General features: G+C 55.2%; 19 protein-coding genes and 1 riboswitch. Of the genes, 7 read left to right on the top strand and 12 right to left on the bottom strand.

All coding sequences use genetic code 11. The features are described from left to right. Window positions 1–29: 29 nt before the first annotated feature. Entirely contained in the window at window positions 30–320 is a 291-nt protein-coding gene (locus tag AC2AXP_RS08835) for a hypothetical protein (protein WP_039991997.1), read from the bottom strand. Window positions 321–528: 208 nt separating this feature from the next. Here AC2AXP_RS08835 and AC2AXP_RS08830 point away from each other — a divergent pair, with 208 nt between their 5' ends. The 3 genes from AC2AXP_RS08830 to cspE all read left to right on the top strand — a co-directional run bounded on the left by AC2AXP_RS08830 (window position 529) and on the right by cspE (window position 2,664). Continuing rightward, entirely contained in the window at window positions 529–1,524 is a 996-nt protein-coding gene (locus AC2AXP_RS08830; protein WP_273869944.1) for an MBL fold metallo-hydrolase, read from the top strand. Between the two features lie 772 nt (window positions 1,525–2,296). After that, window positions 2,297–2,413: a DUF2627 domain-containing protein gene (locus tag AC2AXP_RS08825; RefSeq protein WP_002211058.1), complete on the top strand. Its 117-nt coding sequence runs from the start codon at window positions 2,297–2,299 to the stop codon at window positions 2,411–2,413. A 41-nt stretch (window positions 2,414–2,454) separates the two neighbouring features. After that, a complete protein-coding gene (gene cspE / locus AC2AXP_RS08820) occupies window positions 2,455–2,664 on the top strand; it encodes a transcription antiterminator/RNA stability regulator CspE (RefSeq protein ID WP_002221949.1) in 210 nt (69 codons plus the stop codon). A gap of 53 nt (window positions 2,665–2,717) precedes the next feature. On the opposite strand, the gene AC2AXP_RS08815 is transcribed toward cspE, so the two are convergent. Beyond that, window positions 2,718–3,431 carry a purine nucleoside phosphorylase YfiH/LACC1 family protein gene (locus AC2AXP_RS08815; protein ID WP_198772890.1) on the bottom strand — a complete coding sequence of 238 codons (714 nt, stop codon included), beginning with the start codon at window positions 3,429–3,431 and terminating at the stop codon, window positions 2,718–2,720. A 218-nt stretch (window positions 3,432–3,649) separates the two neighbouring features. Here AC2AXP_RS08815 and rlmA point away from each other — a divergent pair, with 218 nt between their 5' ends. After that, window positions 3,650–4,468: a 23S rRNA (guanine(745)-N(1))-methyltransferase gene (gene rlmA, locus AC2AXP_RS08810; protein ID WP_004961812.1), complete on the top strand. Its 819-nt coding sequence runs from the start codon at window positions 3,650–3,652 to the stop codon at window positions 4,466–4,468. 47 nt (window positions 4,469–4,515) lie between these two features. Here the strand turns inward: rlmA and mntP are convergent, their stop codons facing one another. The 5 genes from mntP to manX form a co-directional block, all read right to left on the bottom strand. After that, window positions 4,516–5,085, bottom strand: a complete 570-nt coding sequence (mntP, locus tag AC2AXP_RS08805; protein WP_004961814.1) for a manganese efflux pump MntP — start codon at window positions 5,083–5,085, stop codon at window positions 4,516–4,518. An 11-nt stretch (window positions 5,086–5,096) separates the two neighbouring features. After that, window positions 5,097–5,279, bottom strand: a riboswitch (yybP-ykoY riboswitch). 208 nt (window positions 5,280–5,487) lie between these two features. Continuing rightward, a complete protein-coding gene (locus tag AC2AXP_RS08800) occupies window positions 5,488–5,958 on the bottom strand; it encodes a DUF986 family protein (RefSeq protein WP_004961817.1) in 471 nt (156 codons plus the stop codon). Between the two features lie 54 nt (window positions 5,959–6,012). Then, the gene (locus AC2AXP_RS08795) at window positions 6,013–6,858 is read right to left on the bottom strand and encodes a PTS mannose transporter subunit IID (protein ID WP_004961819.1); all 846 of its coding nucleotides are present in this window, start codon (window positions 6,856–6,858) and stop codon (window positions 6,013–6,015) included. 15 nt (window positions 6,859–6,873) lie between these two features. After that, window positions 6,874–7,674 carry a PTS mannose/fructose/sorbose transporter subunit IIC gene (locus AC2AXP_RS08790; protein WP_004961823.1) on the bottom strand — a complete coding sequence of 267 codons (801 nt, stop codon included), beginning with the start codon at window positions 7,672–7,674 and terminating at the stop codon, window positions 6,874–6,876. Between the two features lie 55 nt (window positions 7,675–7,729). Continuing rightward, entirely contained in the window at window positions 7,730–8,698 is a 969-nt protein-coding gene (gene manX / locus AC2AXP_RS08785) for a PTS mannose transporter subunit IIAB (RefSeq protein ID WP_198772888.1), read from the bottom strand. A gap of 571 nt (window positions 8,699–9,269) precedes the next feature. Here manX and AC2AXP_RS08780 point away from each other — a divergent pair. Continuing rightward, the gene (locus tag AC2AXP_RS08780) at window positions 9,270–10,817 is read left to right on the top strand and encodes a TerC family protein (protein WP_004961831.1); all 1,548 of its coding nucleotides are present in this window, start codon (window positions 9,270–9,272) and stop codon (window positions 10,815–10,817) included. A 16-nt stretch (window positions 10,818–10,833) separates the two neighbouring features. On the opposite strand, the gene AC2AXP_RS08775 is transcribed toward AC2AXP_RS08780, so the two are convergent. From AC2AXP_RS08775 to pabB, 4 genes are all read right to left on the bottom strand, one after another. Further along, on the bottom strand, window positions 10,834–12,447 hold the full coding sequence (locus AC2AXP_RS08775) for an EAL domain-containing protein (RefSeq protein WP_484381570.1): 1,614 nt from the start codon (window positions 12,445–12,447) through the stop codon (window positions 10,834–10,836). A 273-nt stretch (window positions 12,448–12,720) separates the two neighbouring features. Continuing rightward, the gene (gene sdaA, locus AC2AXP_RS08770; protein WP_039992017.1) at window positions 12,721–14,085 is read right to left on the bottom strand and encodes an L-serine ammonia-lyase; all 1,365 of its coding nucleotides are present in this window, start codon (window positions 14,083–14,085) and stop codon (window positions 12,721–12,723) included. A gap of 371 nt (window positions 14,086–14,456) precedes the next feature. Next, the gene (locus tag AC2AXP_RS08765) at window positions 14,457–15,035 is read right to left on the bottom strand and encodes a CoA pyrophosphatase (RefSeq protein ID WP_004961842.1); all 579 of its coding nucleotides are present in this window, start codon (window positions 15,033–15,035) and stop codon (window positions 14,457–14,459) included. Further along, window positions 15,032–16,405 (bottom strand): aminodeoxychorismate synthase component 1, encoded by a 1,374-nt coding sequence (gene pabB / locus AC2AXP_RS08760; protein ID WP_273869929.1) that lies wholly within the window; start codon window positions 16,403–16,405, stop codon window positions 15,032–15,034. Before pabB ends, AC2AXP_RS08765 begins: the two co-directional genes overlap by 4 nt. 297 nt (window positions 16,406–16,702) lie before the next feature. On the opposite strand from pabB, the gene AC2AXP_RS08755 reads away from it, so the two are divergent. Then, a complete protein-coding gene (locus tag AC2AXP_RS08755) occupies window positions 16,703–17,710 on the top strand; it encodes a glycosyltransferase (protein ID WP_039992020.1) in 1,008 nt (335 codons plus the stop codon). A gap of 72 nt (window positions 17,711–17,782) precedes the next feature. Further along, window positions 17,783–18,022, top strand: coding sequence for a YoaH family protein (locus AC2AXP_RS08750; RefSeq protein WP_004961849.1), 240 nt, complete (start codon window positions 17,783–17,785; stop codon window positions 18,020–18,022). 73 nt (window positions 18,023–18,095) lie between these two features. Here AC2AXP_RS08750 and purT read toward each other — a convergent pair whose 3' ends face one another. Then, window positions 18,096–19,274 carry a formate-dependent phosphoribosylglycinamide formyltransferase gene (gene purT, locus AC2AXP_RS08745; protein ID WP_484381569.1) on the bottom strand — a complete coding sequence of 393 codons (1,179 nt, stop codon included), beginning with the start codon at window positions 19,272–19,274 and terminating at the stop codon, window positions 18,096–18,098. Window positions 19,275–19,480: the final 206 nt, after the last annotated feature.

The following is a 19,480-nucleotide window of genomic DNA, read 5'->3' as shown; positions in this document are numbered from 1 at the left end:
GGGAGGCGCGCTTGCGCCTCCTTGTTGGTCTAGCCGCGCGGCATAAAGGCGTTGCCGCTGTCCGCTCGATCGCGGCCCAGCATCTTCCTGCACAGCAGGAACAGGGTGGTGACGATGTCAATGGCCACCACGCTGAGCATCAGCAACCCCAGAACAAAAAAACTCACCATCGCTGCGAACAGTACCGCCAATGGCGCCGGTACGCGCAGACGACGCAGCTTCATCGTCGCGTACATTTTCCAATACTGGACTTGCGCCAGCATCGCGCTGCGAATACGACCCAAACGGACGCGCGATTTGCGTGATGTAGAACGGCCCATAACTCCTCCTTTATTGATTGTCCTGACAAGTAAAACATAAAGTTCTTAAGAGATGCTTAACGGGCTCTTAGCGGCCGTTGCTTTCCCACAGAGACTCAGACAACGCGATAATCGAAAAGGTCAGCTCGGCTGAGCACTGTTTTCCACGCGTCAAAACGTCTAACTTGATAGGGTGAGAATGGTTTCCGTGTGAGGTTGCTCAAACAGCATGAACAAAAACACCAATCGTTATTATGATGCTAGCAAGGCGCACCATACGCCGCAGGGGTTTCGCAATCCGGAGCCGTCGCAGCGTCAGGAGGGCGATCTGCGCCGCTGGCAGGATGAGCGCAAAAAACAGGGTCTGCCAAAGCCACCGAGCGACGGCTATCAGCAGTTCACTGCCAACTGGTGGCAGCAAGCCGATCTCGGTGGCGAACAGGATTGTATCTGGTGGTTGGGGCATGCCAGCATATTGTTGCGTCTGGACGGGCGCTATGTGCTGATCGATCCGGTGCTGTCACCGCGTGCTTCACCGCTGAGCTTCTATGGACCCAAACGCCGTACCCCGCCGCCGTTGACGGTGAGACAATTGCCCGCGGTGGATGTGGTGCTGATATCGCATAACCACTATGACCACCTGGACCGCCGCACGGTGCGTCAGCTGGCACGACGTTTTCCACAGGCAACCTTCATTGTGCCGTTGGGGCTGAAAAACTGGTTTCGCCGCTATCGTTTTGCGCGGGTAGAGGAGCTGGATTGGTGGGATAGCCTGTCGGTGGGCGAAATGACATTTCATGCGACGCCAGCCCGCCATTGGAGCATGCGTTCGCTGTGGGATCGTAACCGCTCATTGTGGTGCGGCTGGGTGATCCATCATCCGTCACTGCGGTTTTATTTCTCTGGCGACAGCGGCTATTCAGAGCGGTTGGCAGAGATCGGTGACCGGTTAGGGCCGTTCGATGTCGCCGCGCTGCCGATTGGCGCCTATGCACCACGTTGGTTCATGCAAGAGCAACATATGGATCCACAACAATCGGTAAAACTGTATCAACAATTAAAACAGCCTCGGGTTATTCCCATTCATTGGGGCGTATTTGAATTAGCCGATGAATCGCTGGATGATCCTCCACAGCAGCTGGCATTGGCCTTGAGCCAGGCCGGAATACGGCAGCACCAATTTGAGCCGCTCAAGATTGGCCAACGTATCGAATTGGGCGATTAATCAGCTCGCGGTGAAACCGGGCGCTTGTCAACAGGCACCCCCGGTAACCGGGGCTTTCACTGTCAGTGCGCGACAGGTGGTGTGGCGCATCAATCGTCTGTATCGACGCATGCAGTGGGCAGCCGCGTTGATTGGGACCCGGCCTGGATAATATAGCGCGACCATTGGATGCGCCGCGTATTAATAATATTATTTTTATTAAAGGATAAGCGGAAATATATTATCACTCACCAAAGGGGCTAATTAAATTAGCCGTTGCGCTGCGTTGCCTTAATTCGAGCTTGCCTGCGCGTTGATGGTGCAATTTTTCATCGAGCGGCCGTCGCCTGCACTACAATGCAGCGAACAAGGCGCAGGCTCACCGGCCGTCATGGCGATGCAACACGCATGTAGCATCAATGTGATAGTCAGTCGGCTGTGCGGCGATGATTTTCTTTACCCGTTCATCGTTATACAAATGATGCATATCAAATTTCATAAAGATTCAAAAATTTTAACGGTTCACGCGCAGAAAGACGCTATATGTCACTGCGGATCGGCGTCGAGCGGTTGAAAGTTTTGTTAAATTTCAGGCAGGGCGCGGAGTGTAGCGCGGCGTCTTTACAAAGCAGAAAATAGAGAGAGCTTCAACAGATTTTAGTCTATTTATGCGCTTGTTGCTCTCGACCGTTTCAATTATGTGCGACACGTCCACCGGTGATTAAAAATGGCTTGCCATCGAATACAGAGTATGTGATAACGCATCTGGGTAAAACGAGGTACAGTTCTGTATATGTGTGGCATTTTCAGTAAAGAAGTTCTGAGTAAAGACGTTAGCGTTGAATACCGCTTCTCTGCCGATCCTTATCTTAGTGCCTCAAGCAGTAACGACTCTAGTTTGTCTATGTAACGCCTACGGGCGGTTTAAACAATCCAAAGGAAATACTCAAGATGGCAAAGATCAAAGGTCAAGTTAAGTGGTTCAACGAGTCTAAAGGTTTCGGTTTCATCACCCCGGCTGACGGCAGCAAAGACGTGTTCGTACACTTCTCTGCAATCCAGGGTAACGGCTTCAAAACCCTGGCTGAAGGCCAGAACGTTGAGTTCGAAATCCAAGATGGCCAGAAAGGCCCATCAGCAGTAAACGTTACTGCTATCTAATCAGCGTCAGCTGTACAAAAAGCCCGCCTTCGTGCGGGCTTTTTCGTTTCCGCTCAGCCGGTAATGATAATCCCGGCGTATTGATTGCGCCCTTTGATACCAGGATGCGCCGGATCCTGCGCTCTACGTTGGCTATTGCGGCGAAAACTGGTGTATTTGAAGCGCTGAGGCTGCTGAGGATCGCGATTTAACGTACAGATGGTGCAACTGCCGGCGTCGTCGACCGCGGCAAACCCAAGGTTGTGCAGTTGACCTTTGGCTATTGCCGTTAAATCAAGGTGGCGCGTATGTGGGCTGATCAACTCTGCCGGCAACGACAAGCGCTGCTGAAATAGCTCAACCAGCTCTTGATTGACTTGATAACAACAGGCGCCTGCCGCCGGGCCAATCGCCGCCACCCAGTTGGCGGTCGAATCGTCCTGCTCGATACGCGCCGCCATGCGTTCGAGCATACCGTCCAGCAATCCTCGCCAACCGGCATGTACGGCAGCAATGGCGCTACCGTCGCGCCGGCTGAAGATCACCGGCAGGCAATCGGCGGTAAGTACGCTGAGCAGAATGCCAGGTTGAGTGGTATACACGCCGTCGGCGTCGCCGCAGGGCTGGGCAGGGTGGCTAACATCAACGATGCGTGTGCCATGCACCTGTTTTTTTTCCGGCTGAGTGTCCCGGTAGTGTTGTAAGTCCGTCGGTAGCAAGGCGCTTTTATTGCCAAAACCGTGCCGAATGGCAGGAATGGTGCTGAGTAAGGCAGAATAGTCAGTCATAACCGATGATTAACCTGTGTTGGGGCGAAGCTGACAGTGTATACCCTGCCATTGCCGCTGACACGGCTCTTGCCGGTAATTGGATGATGAATTCGTCTTGGTCGATGCCATACTGCCAGCATCGCCGTCGTCGCGCAGGTAGGCGCTGGGGATGCGCCTTGCATCGGCCCGCCGGCTTATTTAGACTAGCCGCGCCGCATCTCTCTGGAATTCAACACATGTCTTATGTTTGCCCCTTATGCCATCAGCATCTCCACTTCACCGCCCCGCAGTGGCGCTGTGAGAATAACCATCAGTTCGATTGTGCAAGGGAAGGTTACGTCAATCTACTGCCGGTGCAGCATAAACGCTCGAAACAGCCCGGCGACAGCGTTGAAATGATGCAGGCGCGCCGTGCGTTTCTCGACGGTGGTTTTTATCAGCCATTGCAGCAGCGGGTCGCCGAACTGCTGGATAACGCGCTCGACAGTGATGCACAGGCCTTGCTGGATATCGGCTGTGGTGAGGGCTATTACACCGCTGCGGTGGCGCAGAGGCTCAATCAGGCGCGAGAAATGCGTATCTATGGTCTGGACGTGGCCAAGGTGGCGGTCCGTTATGCTGCCAAACGCTATCCGGCGGTATCGTTCTGCGTGGCATCCAGCCATCGGCTACCTTTCGCCGACGCGTCGCTGGACGCGGTATTGCGCATCTATGCGCCTTGCAAGGGGCAGGAATTGGCCAGGGTAGTGAGGCCAGGTGGGGTTGTTGTGACAGTGTCACCAGGGCCGCGTCATTTATATCAGCTAAAAGAACTTATTTATCAAGAAGTTCAGTTACATGCTGAACAGGATGAGCAATTGCCTGGTTTTGAGACGGCGCGGAGTGAATCACTGGCCTATCCGCTGCAGTTATCGGGGGAACAGGCGGCAAATCTGCTGCAAATGACGCCTTTTGCCTGGCGAGCCTCGGCAGAGACGCAACGGCAACTGACGGCCAGCGCCAGTTTCGCCTGTGAGACCGACTTTGCCATCCGCGTGTATCGCCGTCATGGTTGAGACAAAAAAAACCTGCCAGCGGCAGGTTTTTTTGTCCCCAACGCCGACTAGGCGAGGTAACCAAGGTGCTCCAGCAGAATATTGCCGCCGATGCCAATCAGCACCACGCCGCCGATAATCTCCGCGCGTTTGCCGAGCAGTGGACCGATAAAGCGACCAAGCATCATGCCGAGGGTGGCCATGATCATCGTTGCACAGCCAATCGCCATGGCGGTATGAACGATATTCACCTGCAGGAAGGCCAGGCCTACGCCGATGGCCATCGCGTCCAGGCTGGTGGCAATGGCGGTGGCAACCAGTAGCCAGAAACCGTGCTGCTTCACCTTGACGGTTTCCTGTTGACGGTTACGCACTCCCTCAATAATCATGCGCATGCCGAGAATAAACAGCAGGCTGAAGGCAACCCAGTGATCCCATTCCATGATGTACTGACTGGCAAACAGACCCAGCGACCAGCCGATAAGCGGGGTAATGGCTTCGATAACGCCAAAAATGAGTCCGGTGCGGAGTGCTTCGCGAAAACGCGGTTGATGCAGGCTGGCACCTTTGCCGATTGACGCAGCAAACGCGTCCATGGACATGCCAAAAGCCAGAATGAGTGTTGCGGAAAGATTCATGTGAAATAGCCTCGGCCGGGCGGCTCCATATACACGTAACCCACCCCCAACCAAACGACGGAGTTACGTGTCTATGGTCTCGCCAACCTTACCTGGCTGCCCGCACCACGTTTCAGACTGCAAAACGAGTATGTTGATACGGGCGTTTCTGGTCAATATTATCCAGAAACCGGCTACTCCCCAATGACGGGCGCAACCTTAGCATATTATTTTTCCCGGATACAACCATTAATTGCAATGCACTGGTTTAATGAAATTGAGAATTGTTTTCATTAGTGTTGTTGCGCCAGAAATATAAGCGGTAGTGACAATGTTATTGTGGAAATAATAAACAAAAAAACGGCAGCGTTACTGATGGATTAAACCACCATGCTACCGTCAGGAAGGTTGCGTTGCAATGGGTCAGGTTTTTATTGACTGATTTTCAACAAAAAAATGGTAAATACGCTCCAGGTCATCTAACTGGGTAACCTGTATCAATAAGCGTCGCTTCTCCAAATCGATGGCTAAAACGCCATCCTCGGACAAATTCATGGCGTTAATTCGCCGGTATTCAATAAAGGCGTTGGCATAATAAAAACCCTGCGCTTTGAATAACAATTTTGGCCAGCGAATATAAGAAATATAAACCGCGACTAACGCCAGAGATATTAATAACCATGTTGTCAGTGGTGCACCGTGGTCAGCAATATTTCGGTACACCAGAATGCCCAGCAGGACCACAAAAATCAGACAGTCGATGCGGTTGCTACGCTTGAGTTGCACCTTGAGCAGCGTCGCGCCGCGCATTTTATCCATGCCGAACTCGTCATACAGCGCATACAGCAGCAACAGTACGATAAATACCATGATGGCAAGGTCCGTCAGCGACATCTTACAGCTCCACAGATAAAAAAAGCCGGGGGAGCCCCCGGCGGTCAAACGGCGTTACACGCCCAGCAGGCCAATCCAGTAACCAAAAATACCGATCACGAAGAAGCCCAGAATGATCCACAGCGCGTTGACCTTACGCCGCAACAGCCACATACAGCCGAAGGTCAGCAACAGCGGGATCAGCCCCGGCATCAACTGGTCAAGGATGGTTTGCACCGTCGTAACCGTGGTATGGCCGGTCTGGTCGGTAATTTTCGACACCACCAACGGGATGTTGACGTGGGTCCACTTGTTAACCAGCGCCCCCATGACAAACAGGCCGAGAATCGACGCCCCTTCCGTCAGTTTTTGCAGGAAGCCACCGCCCATATCGTTGACGATATCGGCCCCTTTGCGATAGCCATAGGCCACGCCATAGTAGCGCACCAGCAGACGCACCAGGTTAAACAGCACAAAGAACAGAATCGGCCCGAGCAGGCTGCCGGTCAAGGCGATGCCGGCACCCAGCGCGGCAAATACCGGGCGCATGGTGCCCCAGAAGATCGGGTCGCCCACGCCGGCCAGTGGCCCCATCAGGCCGACCTTGATGCCGTTGATCGCCGCATCGTCAATCGGCGCGCCGTTGGCACGTTGTTCTTCCATCGCCAGGGTGACGCCAAGGATTGGCGCGGCGACATAAGGGTGGGTATTGAAGAATTCCAGATGGCGCTTGATCGCCTGTTTGCGATCGTCGTTGTTTTCCGGATACAGGCGACGGATCGCCGGTACCATCGAAAAACAGAAACCCAGCGCCTGCATACGTTCGAAGTTCCAGGAACCCTGGAACAGGTTCGATCGCAGGAACACACCGCGGATATCCGCCGGCGTCAGTTTCTTTTGAGCAGCAGTTGTATCAACCATTTCTCTCACCTATTCCTAGTCCAGTTCGTTATCAAGATCGTTCGGCTGAGCAGGGCCACCCTGAACAACCTGCGGCTTGTTGTATTTCGGGCTGAGCTGGATGTACAGCACGGCCATGACGACGCCAATCACCCCCAATGCCACCAGGTTGAAGTTGGTGAAGGCGGCGGTAACGAAACCGGCATAGAAGAACGGCATCAGGTAACCGGCACGCATCATGTTGATGACCATCGCGTAACCGACCACCACGATCATGCCGCCGGCGATGTTCAGACCGGTGGTGACCACTTCAGGAATGGAATTCAACAACGCGTGTACGCCGGCGGTACCCACCGAAACGGCAACGATAACCGCTGGAATGGCAATACGCATCGCCTGCAACAGCAGGGCGGAAACGTGCAGCCAGGTGATGGCGCGCAGGCTGCCACGTTCGGCCGCGCTGTCTGCCGCGTGCTGGAAGGCCACGGTCAGGGTACGAACGATAATGGTCAGTACCTGACCGGCTGCGGCCAACGGTATGGCCAGTGCGATCCCGGCACCGACGCTTTGGCCGCCGGCCACCACCAGAATGGTGGAAATTATCGACGCCAGCGCGGCGTCTGGCGCAACGGCAGCACCGATATTCATCCAGCCGAGGGCGATCATTTCCAGCGTACCGCCGATAATGATGCCGGTCTTGATATCACCGAGGATAAAGCCGATCAGCGTACAGGCGACCAACGGGCGGTGGAACTGGAACTCGTCCAGAACGGAACCCATCCCGGCAATACATGCGACGATAAATATCAGCACAATCTGAAGAGTGGTAATCTCCATTGTACTTCTCCTATGACCAAGAGCTCTGAGTAAGAATAATTATTGGCAATCGCCATTAATTAAGTTTGTTTATCAGGTCCATCATTTTTAAACGGCTGTCGGATGAGACTTTGCGAACTTCCAATTCGATACCGCGATCGTTTAATTTCTTAAACGCTTCGATGTCTTTTTCATCAACGGAAACCGCGTTATTGACCTGGGTTTTACCCTGTCGGAACGCCATGCCGCCGATATTCACCGAGGTGATATCCACGCCGGCTTCCACCAGACGCCAGACATCGGTTGGATTGGTAAACAGCAGCATGACGCGGTCATTGGCATACTTGGGGTTGTTCCACACGCGAATCGCCTTGGCGACGTCAACCACGTGGGCTGTAACACCCGGTGGCGCAACCTGTGTCAACAGAGTCTTACGCAGGTTATCGGCTGCAACTTCGTCACTGATGACGATGATGCGGCTGACGTTGGTTTCCTTGGTCCAGCGAGTGGCGACCTGGCCATGAATCAGGCGGTCATCGATACGCGCCAGGCCGATCTTCATGTGATCGTCTGGGCCAAGGGGCGCCTGTGGCGCTGCGGCAGCCGGCGCTGGGGCACTTTTGGCCGCGGGCTTGACGGGTTCTTCGTCGGGTTTGTTCAGCGCTCTGACGCCTTCGCGGCCGGTTTCCAGCGCCAGTGCGACCAGCTCGGCAAAACCGGGGTCATCATCACGTGCCATGAAAGTCTCAACCAGCATTGGAATGTTGACGCCGGTGATCACTTCATAATCCGCCTTGTCGAGCGCCAGGCGACTTGCCGCATTGAACGGGCTGCCACCCCAGGTATCGACCAGGAACAGGACGCCGCCGCTGGTGTCTAATTCACTGATTTTTAATTTATATTTCTCAATTAATGTTTCGGCGTTTTCTCCGGGAACGAAATCGATAAAGGCGACGTTATCCTGTTCGCCCAATAGCATTTCCGCGGTTTTCAGCAGCTGCTCCGCCGCGCTCCCGTGTGTGCCGATGATAATAGCTATTGCCACTCGCTACCTCCTCATTAAACCTCTGACACGGAATGTGTCATTGTTTGCTACCTTCCTGGCAGTCACCCTCGATGTTCAGATCCATTATGGTAGAAATTAACCAACGCACCCGGAACCTTTGTCACGCAGTATCAAAAGCCTGGATGCGGCAATGCACGTTTTCGCCATTTATTTTAGTGAGTGAAAAAATAAATTATGTGACGTCGCTCAGCTATTACGCGTTAAACGTTCACTCAATACGCGTTTGAGGAATTAAACAGCAACCGTATGACAGCGCGACGTGCTGGTAAAAAAAGCGCGTTGACGGTAATAAAATTCCTGATAAAGTAATTTCTTCTTTTATAACCAAGGAGTGAAGGGCCTCAGCCCACCCTATGGACTGTCACCGAAGTTACTGTTTTCCACGGCTTTACCCGCCACCGGTTGGCGTTAATGCTTTCTCGCGGCCGCTCGGCCATCTCCCGGTAGTACCATCCCGATCTCTTGCTGTGTTTGTTATCTCACGCCCTGCGTGCGATGCGTTGCGCCTGCGTGCGGCTCAGCGAACCTGTCTTTTTTCCGGAGTCTGATAATGGAATTTTTAATGGACCCCTCAATCTGGGCTGGGTTACTGACGTTAGTCGTTTTGGAAATCGTGTTGGGCATCGACAACCTGGTGTTTATCGCCATCCTGGCCGATAAACTGCCGCCGAAGCAGCGTGACAAAGCGCGCATTCTCGGTCTGTCGCTGGCGCTGATCATGCGCCTGGGCCTGTTGTCAGTGATCTCGTGGATGGTGACGCTGACCACGCCGCTGTTCAGCGTGGGGGAATTCAGTTTTTCGGGACGCGACCTGATCTTGCTGTTTGGTGGCGTGTTCCTGCTGTTCAAGGCCACCATGGAGCTGCATGAACGCCTGGAAGGGCAAACCCACCAGGATGGCGGCAACCGCGGCTATGCCAAGTTCTGGGCGGTAGTGGTGCAGATTGTCATCCTTGATGCGGTGTTCTCGCTTGACGCGGTGATTACCGCCGTTGGCATGGTGAACGATCTGCCGGTAATGATGACAGCGGTCGTGATTGCCATGCTGGTAATGCTGCTGGCATCCAAGCCGCTAACCAACTTCGTCAATGCCCACCCGACCATTGTGGTGCTGTGCCTGAGCTTCCTGCTGATGATCGGCCTGAGCCTGATTGCCGAAGGATTTGGTCTGCACATTCCTAAAGGTTACCTGTATGCGGCGATTGGCTTCTCGATCCTGATCGAGCTGTTTAACCAGATTGCACGACGCAATTTTATCAAGCACCAGGCGCGACGTCCGATGCGTGAACGTACTGCAGAGGCGATCATGCGCCTGATGGGCCAGCAGCGTGCGCAGCAACAGACGGCGGAAGATGCGCCGCAACCGGTGGATGAAACCTTTGCCGAGGAAGAGCGCTATATGATCAGCGGCGTATTGACGCTGGCATCGCGTTCGATTCGCAGCGTGATGACGCCGCGTACCGAGATCTCGTGGGTCGATTGCGATCGCTCGTTAGAGGAGGTGCGCGCCCAGTTGCTGGACACGCCGCACAGCCTGTTCCCGGTTTGCCGTGACGAGTTGGATGAAATCGTTGGCGTAGTGCGTGCCAAAGACCTGTTGATCGCGCTGGAGCAGGGCGAGGACATCGCCGAGTTTGCTGCGCGCACGCCGCCGATCGTGGTGCCGGACACCATGGACGTGATCAATCTGCTGTCGGTGCTGCGCCGGGCCAAAGGTCGTCTGGTGGTGGTGTCCAACGAGTTCGGCGTGGTCCAGGGGCTGGTTACGCCACTGGATGTGCTGGAAGCGATTGCCGGTGAATTCCCCGACGAAGATGAAACGCCAGATATCGTGGCGGAGGGCGACAGCTGGTTAGTGCAGGGCGGCGCCGACGTACACTCGCTGGAGCAGGCGCTGAACTGTGACGATCTGGTGAGCCCAACGGCGGACTACGCCTCGCTGGCGGGATTCCTGCTGGCCCATTACGGCCAGATGCCACCGGTGGGTGCCGTGGTGGAACTCAATCATCTGCGTTTTGAAATTCTCGAAGCGACGGATTATCGCATCGAGCTGGTGCGCATCAGTAAAGTCCCCACCTCCTTCGAACAACAACAGTAACGCCACAGCCGGGGGCTCATGCCTCCGGCTTATTACTCCTTTTCTGTCGTTCCTCCCGCTGATGCAATACTCGCTGACGTGTCTCATAACGCGCTAACCATAGCGGAAAAACGTTTATCGGCATTGGTTTGGCAAAGTAATACCCCTGCATGGCGTTCACCTGGCGCGAGCACAGATAGGCCGCCTGTTCGGCGCTTTCTACCCCTTCGGCCACCAGTTTCAGCTTCAGACGATGCGCCAGCGTAATTATCGTATCAGTCACGGTGGCGTTAATCGCATCGGTACCAATGGCGGCGGTGAAACCGCGATCGATTTTCAGCACATCGGGACTAAGGGTTTTCAGATAACTCAACGAGCTGTGCCCGGTGCCGAAATCATCGATCGCCAGCATGATGCCCAAGGCTTTCAACGCCTTGATCTGATCGTCTTGAATGTCAGACAGCGCCGAGCGCTCCGTGAGTTCGAGCATCAGGGAAGGCATTGGATTGGCCGGTAGCCATATGCGCCGGATATCATCAATAATGCATTGCGAATTGAAATGCTCGGCAGCGACGTTAATGCTGATGTAAAACGAGGGACGCGGCGGGAACAGCCGCAGGTTATCGACCACCGTGGTCATTAAAAATCGGGTCAGCGTAACGATCAGACCATGCTGTTCCGCCAGCGGAATAAACACGTCCGGCGATACCCAGCCTTGCCGTTTGTTCTTCCAGCGCAGCAGGGTTTCAACACCCACGCAGCGCCCGGTTTCCCCGTTGATGATCGGCTGGCAATACACGCGGAATTCGCGATGGGTGATGGCATGGCTGATGTGATACGCCAGGCTCATGCGGTTGGCGGTCATCAGATACACGACATAGGCGGCCAACAGGCTTATCAGCAATGCCAACGGCACGTGGCCCGGTAGGGCGGCTAATGCCAGCGAAGCGCTGTCAGGGCTATACAGCGAAATGGAGTACGGATAGCGGCCTGAGGTGGCGGTATAGCGCAGGTCCTGGGTCAGCGTTTCGCTACGCAAGATTTCGCGGTCGCCGTAGCCCAGACTGTTGCCATTGACGTTCAGCACCACCCGTTGGGCATAAGGCGTCTGTGGCTCCAGCAGGAAACTGGCCAGCATTTCGATATTGTAGACGTACAATACGCCGCTGACCTGGCTGTCAGGCTGCGGCAACCACAGTACCAGCGACGGCAGTCCGCGCGAAACGGCGATCGAAGGGCGTAAAGCCAGTTGCGGGCCGGCATGGGCATCAATATGCGGGAAAATGGCGCTGAACTGGTAATTGCGTTGGCCAAACAGGCTGGAACAGTAGATATTGCCGTTTTGCACCAGCAGCAATGAGCGCAACGCCTGGTTTTGCGCCATGCGATAACGTAGCGTGGGGATCGATTTTTCACAGGTCTGGCCAATCAGCGGCATAATACGCAGCGCCTGTTGCGTTGCGGGGTTCAGCAGGTTATCCAGTTTGTTGACAATGCGGGCGGCAAAGACCTGTTGATCACGCTCGATGCTTTTAACCTGTTGATAATAGCGAATGCACAGCGACACCATCAGCACCGCCAACCCAACCGCACCGGCGAGCAGCCAGCGGTAATGGCGATATTTCGTGACGGCAAGTTGGGACATCAACATCGGCTAAATCCTTGTTCGCTAAGCCAGCCCGATGCCACCATCAGACTCTATTCCCCTTAATGATTCTTGGCTAATTCTAGCCTGTCACGGGTCAACAATTGATGATAACGCAATAATATATTTCAGTTTACCGGAACAGAAGGGTATTTCTGCGGTTTAATGACGGATAAAGCGCGGCCAAAACGGTTAGGTGATAAGTGACGGTGTCACTAATGCGTGGGTTATTTTATTGATTTTGAAATAAAAAACCCCGCCGTGTGGCGGGGTTGAGGATCAGTCGCACTGTACCTTGATGGCCAGTCCGCCGCGCGAGGTTTCGCGGTATTTGGCATTCATGTCCTTGCCGGTTTCGTACATGGTCTCAATGACCTTATCCAGCGATACGCGTGGTTCACTGGTGCGGCGCAGCGCCATACGAGCGGAGTTGATCGCCTTGACCGAAGCAATGGCGTTGCGTTCGATGCACGGCACCTGAACCTGGCCAGCGACCGGATCGCAGGTCAGACCCAGATTGTGTTCCATGCCGATTTCCGCCGCCACGCATACCTGTTCCGGGCTGCCACCCAGCAGCTCCGCCAGACCGGCTGCCGCCATTGAACAGGCCACGCCGACTTCGCCCTGACAGCCGACTTCCGCGCCGGAAATCGACGCGTTCATCTTGTACAGTGTGCCGATGGCACCTGACGCCAGGAAGTAACGAATGTAGATATCCGGGCTGACCGATTCGATAAAGTGATCGTAATAGGCCAGCACTGCCGGCACGATGCCGCAGGCGCCATTGGTTGGTGCGGTGACCACGCGGCCACCGGCGGCGTTTTCTTCGTTGACCGCCAGCGCGAACATGTTCACCCAGTCAATCACGTTCATCGGATCGCTGGACAGCTTGTCGGAAGACACCAGCATGCGTCGCAGCGCGGAAGCACGGCGTGGTACGCGCAACGGACCCGGCAGTACGCCTTCGGTATTCAGACCCCGATCGATACAGGCGCGCATGGTCTGCCAGATATCGCCAAAATAGGTATCGATCTCTTGTTTGCTATGCAATGCCAGTTCATTTTGCATCACCATACCGGACAATGACATGCCGGTGTCACGGCAGTGATCGAGCATTTCGCGGGCGGAATGGAATGGATACGGTACGGTGACTTCGTTGGCGTCAGCCTTGCCGAAGTGTTCTTCGTCGACGATAAAGCCGCCGCCGATCGAGTAATAGGTTTTGCTGTACACCGGCTTTTCACCGGCATAGGCGTGAATTTGCATGCCGTTTTCATGCAGTGGCAGGTTGTCGCTGCGAAACACCATGCCGCCGTCACGCGGGAAATCGACCTCATGCATGCCGCTGGCCAGCATCAGGCGTTGACGTTGTTCTACATCGCGAATAAATCCGGGAATGCTGTCGATATCCACGGTATCCGGCATATTGCCGGCCAGGCCGAGGATAATGGCGATATCGGTATGGTGGCCCTTACCGGTTAATGAGAGTGAGCCGTAAACGTCTACGGCAACACGCGTGATAGAAGGCATCAGGCCTTTATTTACCAGATCGTCGACAAACTGTTTGCCGGCTTTCATCGGTCCAACCGTATGAGAGCTGGACGGGCCGATGCCGATCTTAAACATGTCGAAAACGCTAATCACGCTAAAACTCCTTAAAGAGGCATATTGTTATGGCTGCGGCGGTTAAAAACCACGCAGGGAACAGCGATATTGTAAAAGGGCCGTACGGGTTCGGTTGCCTTTTTCGCATGAAATAAAATAATCCTTGGTGTTACTTTTTTTGCTACCAATTGCCGTTGGCGCTGACCCTGCTTTTACAGTGGTTTATACCAGGCAAGCGTATTTTACAGTTATTTCGTAAGGTTGAAGAGCGGGTTTACAGTTTTTTTAAAAGCCCGATAGCGTGGAAGGTAGTCGAAAAAGCAAACTGATGAAGTGATGGCGATCGCTTTACCGTCGAAAGTCGCAAAATAACCCCGACAGGATGTGACCGCGGTCACTGGTTGGTGGCGTCAGAGGCTCACCTGTTGCGCCAGACGGCGGATGATGGCGGCGGTGAGGCCCCAGACAAACTGGCTCTGATACCAGGACAGATAGACCCGATGCGCATGTCCGGCGCGGTGAATATCCAGCGGGTAGTAGCGCGACAGCGTCAATGCTTCATGTAACGGCATTTCGAACACGTCTGCCACTTCGTCTTCATTGGCATGGAACTGCACATCCGGCGCGATCAGGCCAACGATCGGCGTGACCTGGAAGCCGGTGCTGCTGTCGAGCGGAGCCATCTGGCCAAGTACGGTGACCGCCGCCGGCGGGATGGCAACTTCTTCTTGCGCCTCGCGCAGCGCGGTGAAGGTGGCTGAAGCGTCGCTGGCATCGGTTTTACCACCGGGAAAGGCCACCTGGCCGGCATGTTTGCGCAACGTATCGGCACGGCGCGTCAACAGCAGCGTCGGTTCTGGCCGACAGATAATCGGAACTAATACCGCCGCTGGCCGCACGTTATGTGAGATCCGCGATGCCTGTGGCAACTGCAATTGGAAGCGGCTGATAAAGTCAGCCAGCGAGGCCGGGTAGGTCGGTTGGCTCACGAAACGGTAAACTCCCCCAGTTGTGGCAAGATGCGCCCCAGCTTATCAAAGGTTTCCTGATATTCCGCCTGTTCCTGGCTGTCGGCGACGATGCCGCCGCCGGCCGAACAATACAGGCGACCCTGTTCGGCGATCAGTGTGCGGATGGTGATGTTGGTATCCATGGTGCCGCAGGCGCTGAGATAGCCGATGCTGCCGCAGTAGGCATTACGTCGCTGCGGTTCAAGTTCTTCAATAATCTGCATCGCCCGCACCTTGGGAGCGCCGGTGATCGAACCGCCGGGGAAACAGGCACGCAGCAGCGCGCTGGCCGGCGTCGTGCTGGGCAGCGTTGCGGTCACGGTACTGACCAGATGATGCACTGCCGGAAAGGGTTCGACCACGAACAGTTCCGGCACCCGTACGCTGCCGGGGTGAGCCACGCGGCCGATATCGTTACGCAGCAAATCGACGATCATCAGGTTTTCGGCTCGATCTTTCGCCGAGGTTGACAGCCGTTGTGCCTGAGCGGCGTCCTGTTCGGCATCGGCCAGTCGCGGCAGCGTGCCTTTGATCGGCCGGGTTTGAATCTGTTGATTTTCCAACCAGAGGAAACGCTCGGGTGAAACGCTCAATACCGCGTTGTCCGGCAGCCGCAGGAAGGCGGAAAATGGCGCGCGATTGCTGGCGCTCAGTTGCAGGAACGCTTGCCATTCATCACCTTGATACGAAGCCGAAAAGCGCTGAGCCAAATTGATTTGATAGCAATCCCCGCTGCGCAGGTAATGCTGGATCTGGCGAAACTTTTCACCGTACTGCGCCCGGGTCATGTTGGCTTGCCAGTGACTGGTCAGGGTAAACGGTCTGGCTGCCGGCGATGATTGCTGCGTTAGCCACTGCCAGCGCTGCTCTACATCATCATGGCTCAGCAAGGTCAAGGTTTGCAGATGGTGGTCGGCAATCAGCGCCCAGTCATAAATTCCTACCGCCATGTCCGGCAGGGCGATATCGGCCTGCGCCACCTGCGGCAGGGTCTCCACCCGACGACCCAGATCGTAGCCAAACAGGCCCAGCGCGCCGCCTTGAAACGGCAGATCGGCTCGCGCCGTGGGGGCAAACGTCAGCGCGGCCAGCTGCCGTTGCAGTAAGGTAAAGGGATCGTCCGGCGACTCAACGACGCTGGAAGCTGCGATAATCTGCGTACGTTCGCCGCGGGTGGTCAGCGTGACGCGTGGATCGGCGACCAAAATATCGAATCGATTGTGCGAATGCTCGGCGAACCCCGAATGCAGCAGCATGGCCCAGGGTTGAGACGCCAGCGGAGCAAACTGCTCCAGCACGGCGTGGCGATGGTACGGCAACGATTTGAGGTTTGGTACGGATTGAGTCATGGATTGCAATAAACCTGGCTTACGGGGCGGCTGTTCCTGAGGGATATTCTGCCATATTCCGTGCGGCGGCGCATGCGAACTCGCTTCATGTGGCAAGTCAATAATAAGCGAGCTAAGCATTTTTTGCGACGTTCGTTGCATACAAACATGCAAAAATTAGTTTTCTTTTGCGCAACCTTGTTAAACGCGATCGTCGTGGGCTTTCGGCCGTCATTATTCCGGCGTTTCGCTGGTTAGCAACATGCGCCATTTTTTTAAACATTCTTTTCCTGGCGACAGGTAAGGAAAACGTAGATTATGTCTTTAATGTTGAGCGTGATCGTCCCAATGCACAATGCGGGCGAATTATTGGAACCGTTTTTACAATCGCTGCTGGCACAAGATGAACGCCGGTTGGAAGTGATTATTATTAATGACGGTTCGACCGATGGGTCAGCTGAGATAGCTCGCCGTTACGCTGAGCGTTATTCGCATATTACGATTATCGACCAGATTAATGCCGGCGTTTCGGTCGCCCGCAACGCCGGTCTGGCGGTGGCGAGCGGCAAATATGTCGCCTTTCCCGACGCCGACGATCTGCTGGCGCCGGAAATGTATTCCACGTTGATCGAAATGGCTGAAAATAATCAGTTGGATGTCATGCAGTGCAACGGTGAACGTTATTTCACCCAGCAGAATGAATTAAAAGAAATTATTCCTGCTGCGCGTCTGTCATCGACCGGGGTAATTAGCGGCGTGCAATGGTTTGAGCGTGCCTTGAAAACGCGAAAATTTATTCATGTGGTGTGGCTGGCAATATATCGGCTTGATTTTATTAAGCAGCATCGGCTCTATTTTGAACCCGGTCTGCACCATCAGGATATTCCCTGGACCACCGAAGTGATGTTTAATGCCCAACGGGTACAATATCTCAGTACGCCGTTGTATCGGCAGCGGGTGCATGACCGCTCGATCAGCAATCGGCGTCGCACCGGCGCGGCCAACGTCGAATATCAGCGTCATTATATGAAGATCGTCGAGATGCTGGTGGCGCTTAACCGCCGCTATGCCGACAAGATTAGGCTGCGACCGGCGTTTCATTGGCAGATCGCCCGTGAAGCGCTGGGTATTTGCCACAGTATTCGCCGTGAGCCGGAGTCGGTGGCGCAACAGCAGATTACCCGCGAGTTCTACCGTCGCGGCATCGACCGATTGATGACCGCCAACGCGCGCGGCCTGAAACAGGCCTGGCACGTCTTGTTATGGCGCTCGCGGCTGAAACAGTGGCGCTTTGATGGGCACAGTACCAAACCGGCCGCACAATAATAACCGGGTGACGCGGTTGCGGCGTAACGTAGGCAGGGTATAATCCCCCTCCAATCAGCTGGAGATAAACACATGCTTGCAGGTATGCCGTCACTGAATCATCTGGAGCAGCAGGAAGCTGCGGATCGCATCCGTCAATTGATGGAGCAGGGCATGAGCAGCGGTGAAGCGATTGCCGTGGTTGCGCAGCAGATCCGCGAACAGCATCAGGGTGCCCGGGTTGCCGTCATGTTTGACGAGGAAGACGAGGATGCGCCGGGTATGCAACCGGATGCCGAGCCGCAAGATGACGAAGACGAAGACGATTATTAAGCGTTGAACAGGTTCCGCCTGTTCATCAAACCAAAGCCCGGGTAACCCGGGCTTTGGCTATTTTACCTGTCCATCACCCTTGCACCATTACCGCCGCGGCAGCCTGAGTGGCGATTTCAACCGCCTGCTCGGTGGTCGGTGCACAGGCCAGCGCCACGCCCAGACGGCGTTTGCCGCTGATGTCAGGCTTGGCGAACAGCCGCAGCTGGTTGTGCCCCTGCAATGCCTGATCCAATCCGCCAAAGCGCAGGTCGCTGCTGGTCAGCTCCGGCAGGATAACCGCCGATGCCGCCGGACCGAACTGGCGAATAGCGCCGATCGGCAGACCCAGGAAAGCGCGAACGTGCAGGGCAAACTCCGACAGATCCTGTGAAATCAGCGTCACCATGCCAGTATCGTGCGGGCGAGGGGAGACTTCGCTGAAAATGACCTCATCGCCGCAAACGAATAGCTCAACGCCAAACAACCCGTAACCACCCAGCGCAGTGACCACCCGCTCGGCTATCGCCTGGGCGCGTTGCAACGCTAGCGGCGATATGCATTGCGGCTGCCAGGATTCACGGTAATCGCCATCTTCCTGACGGTGACCGATCGGCGCGCAAAAATGTACGCCGTCCACCGCGCTGATGGTCAGCAAGGTAATTTCAACATCAAACTTGACCAGTCCTTCGACAATCACCCGTCCACCGCCGGCGCGACCGCCCTGTTGCGCATATTCCCAGGCTGCCGCCAACTGCGAGGCGTCACGGATCAGGCTCTGGCCTTTGCCGGATGAGCTCATCACCGGTTTGATAATACAGGGGTAGCCTATGTCGTCGACCGCCTGATAAAAGGCGTCCTGGCTATCGGCAAAGCGGTAGCTGGAGGTCGGCAGGGCAAGATTCTCTGCCGCCAGACGGCGAATGCCTTCGCGGTTCATGGTCAGGCGAGTCGCTTCGGCGCAGGGCACGACACGGTGGCCCTGTTGCTCCAGTTGCACCAGCATGTCGGTGGCGATGGCTTCAATTTCCGGTACGATGTAGTCAGGACGTTCCTGCTCGATCAGCGTCTTCAACGCCTGGCCGTCCAGCATGTTAATCACGTGGCTGCGATGCGCGACGTGCATTGCCGGGGCATTGGCATAGCGATCGACGGCAATCACTTCCAACCCAAGACGCTGGCATTCGATTGCCACCTCTTTACCCAGTTCGCCGGAGCCGAGCAGCATGACACGGGTGGCGGAGGGGCACAGTGCGGTTCCAATAGTAAACATAGTCTGGTCCCTGATGTGAAAATTGACGGGGCTAAAAACAGGCGCGCAGTATATACGAAAACGATTGCGCCGACATCCTTCCGGCGGAAGCGCGCAGGCCATTTTGCAAAATTAGTCCTGTAACCTGCTGTTTTAATAAGGAACGAAAAAATTTGCCCTGTCACGACGATTATGCGTTAATAACTGGCGGCGAAAGAAGACCTACA

The organism is Serratia sp. Sp408, assembly GCF_057180665.1.
Note: the sequence above shows the minus strand (reverse complement) of the source record. Positions and strands in the feature narration are given on the sequence as shown.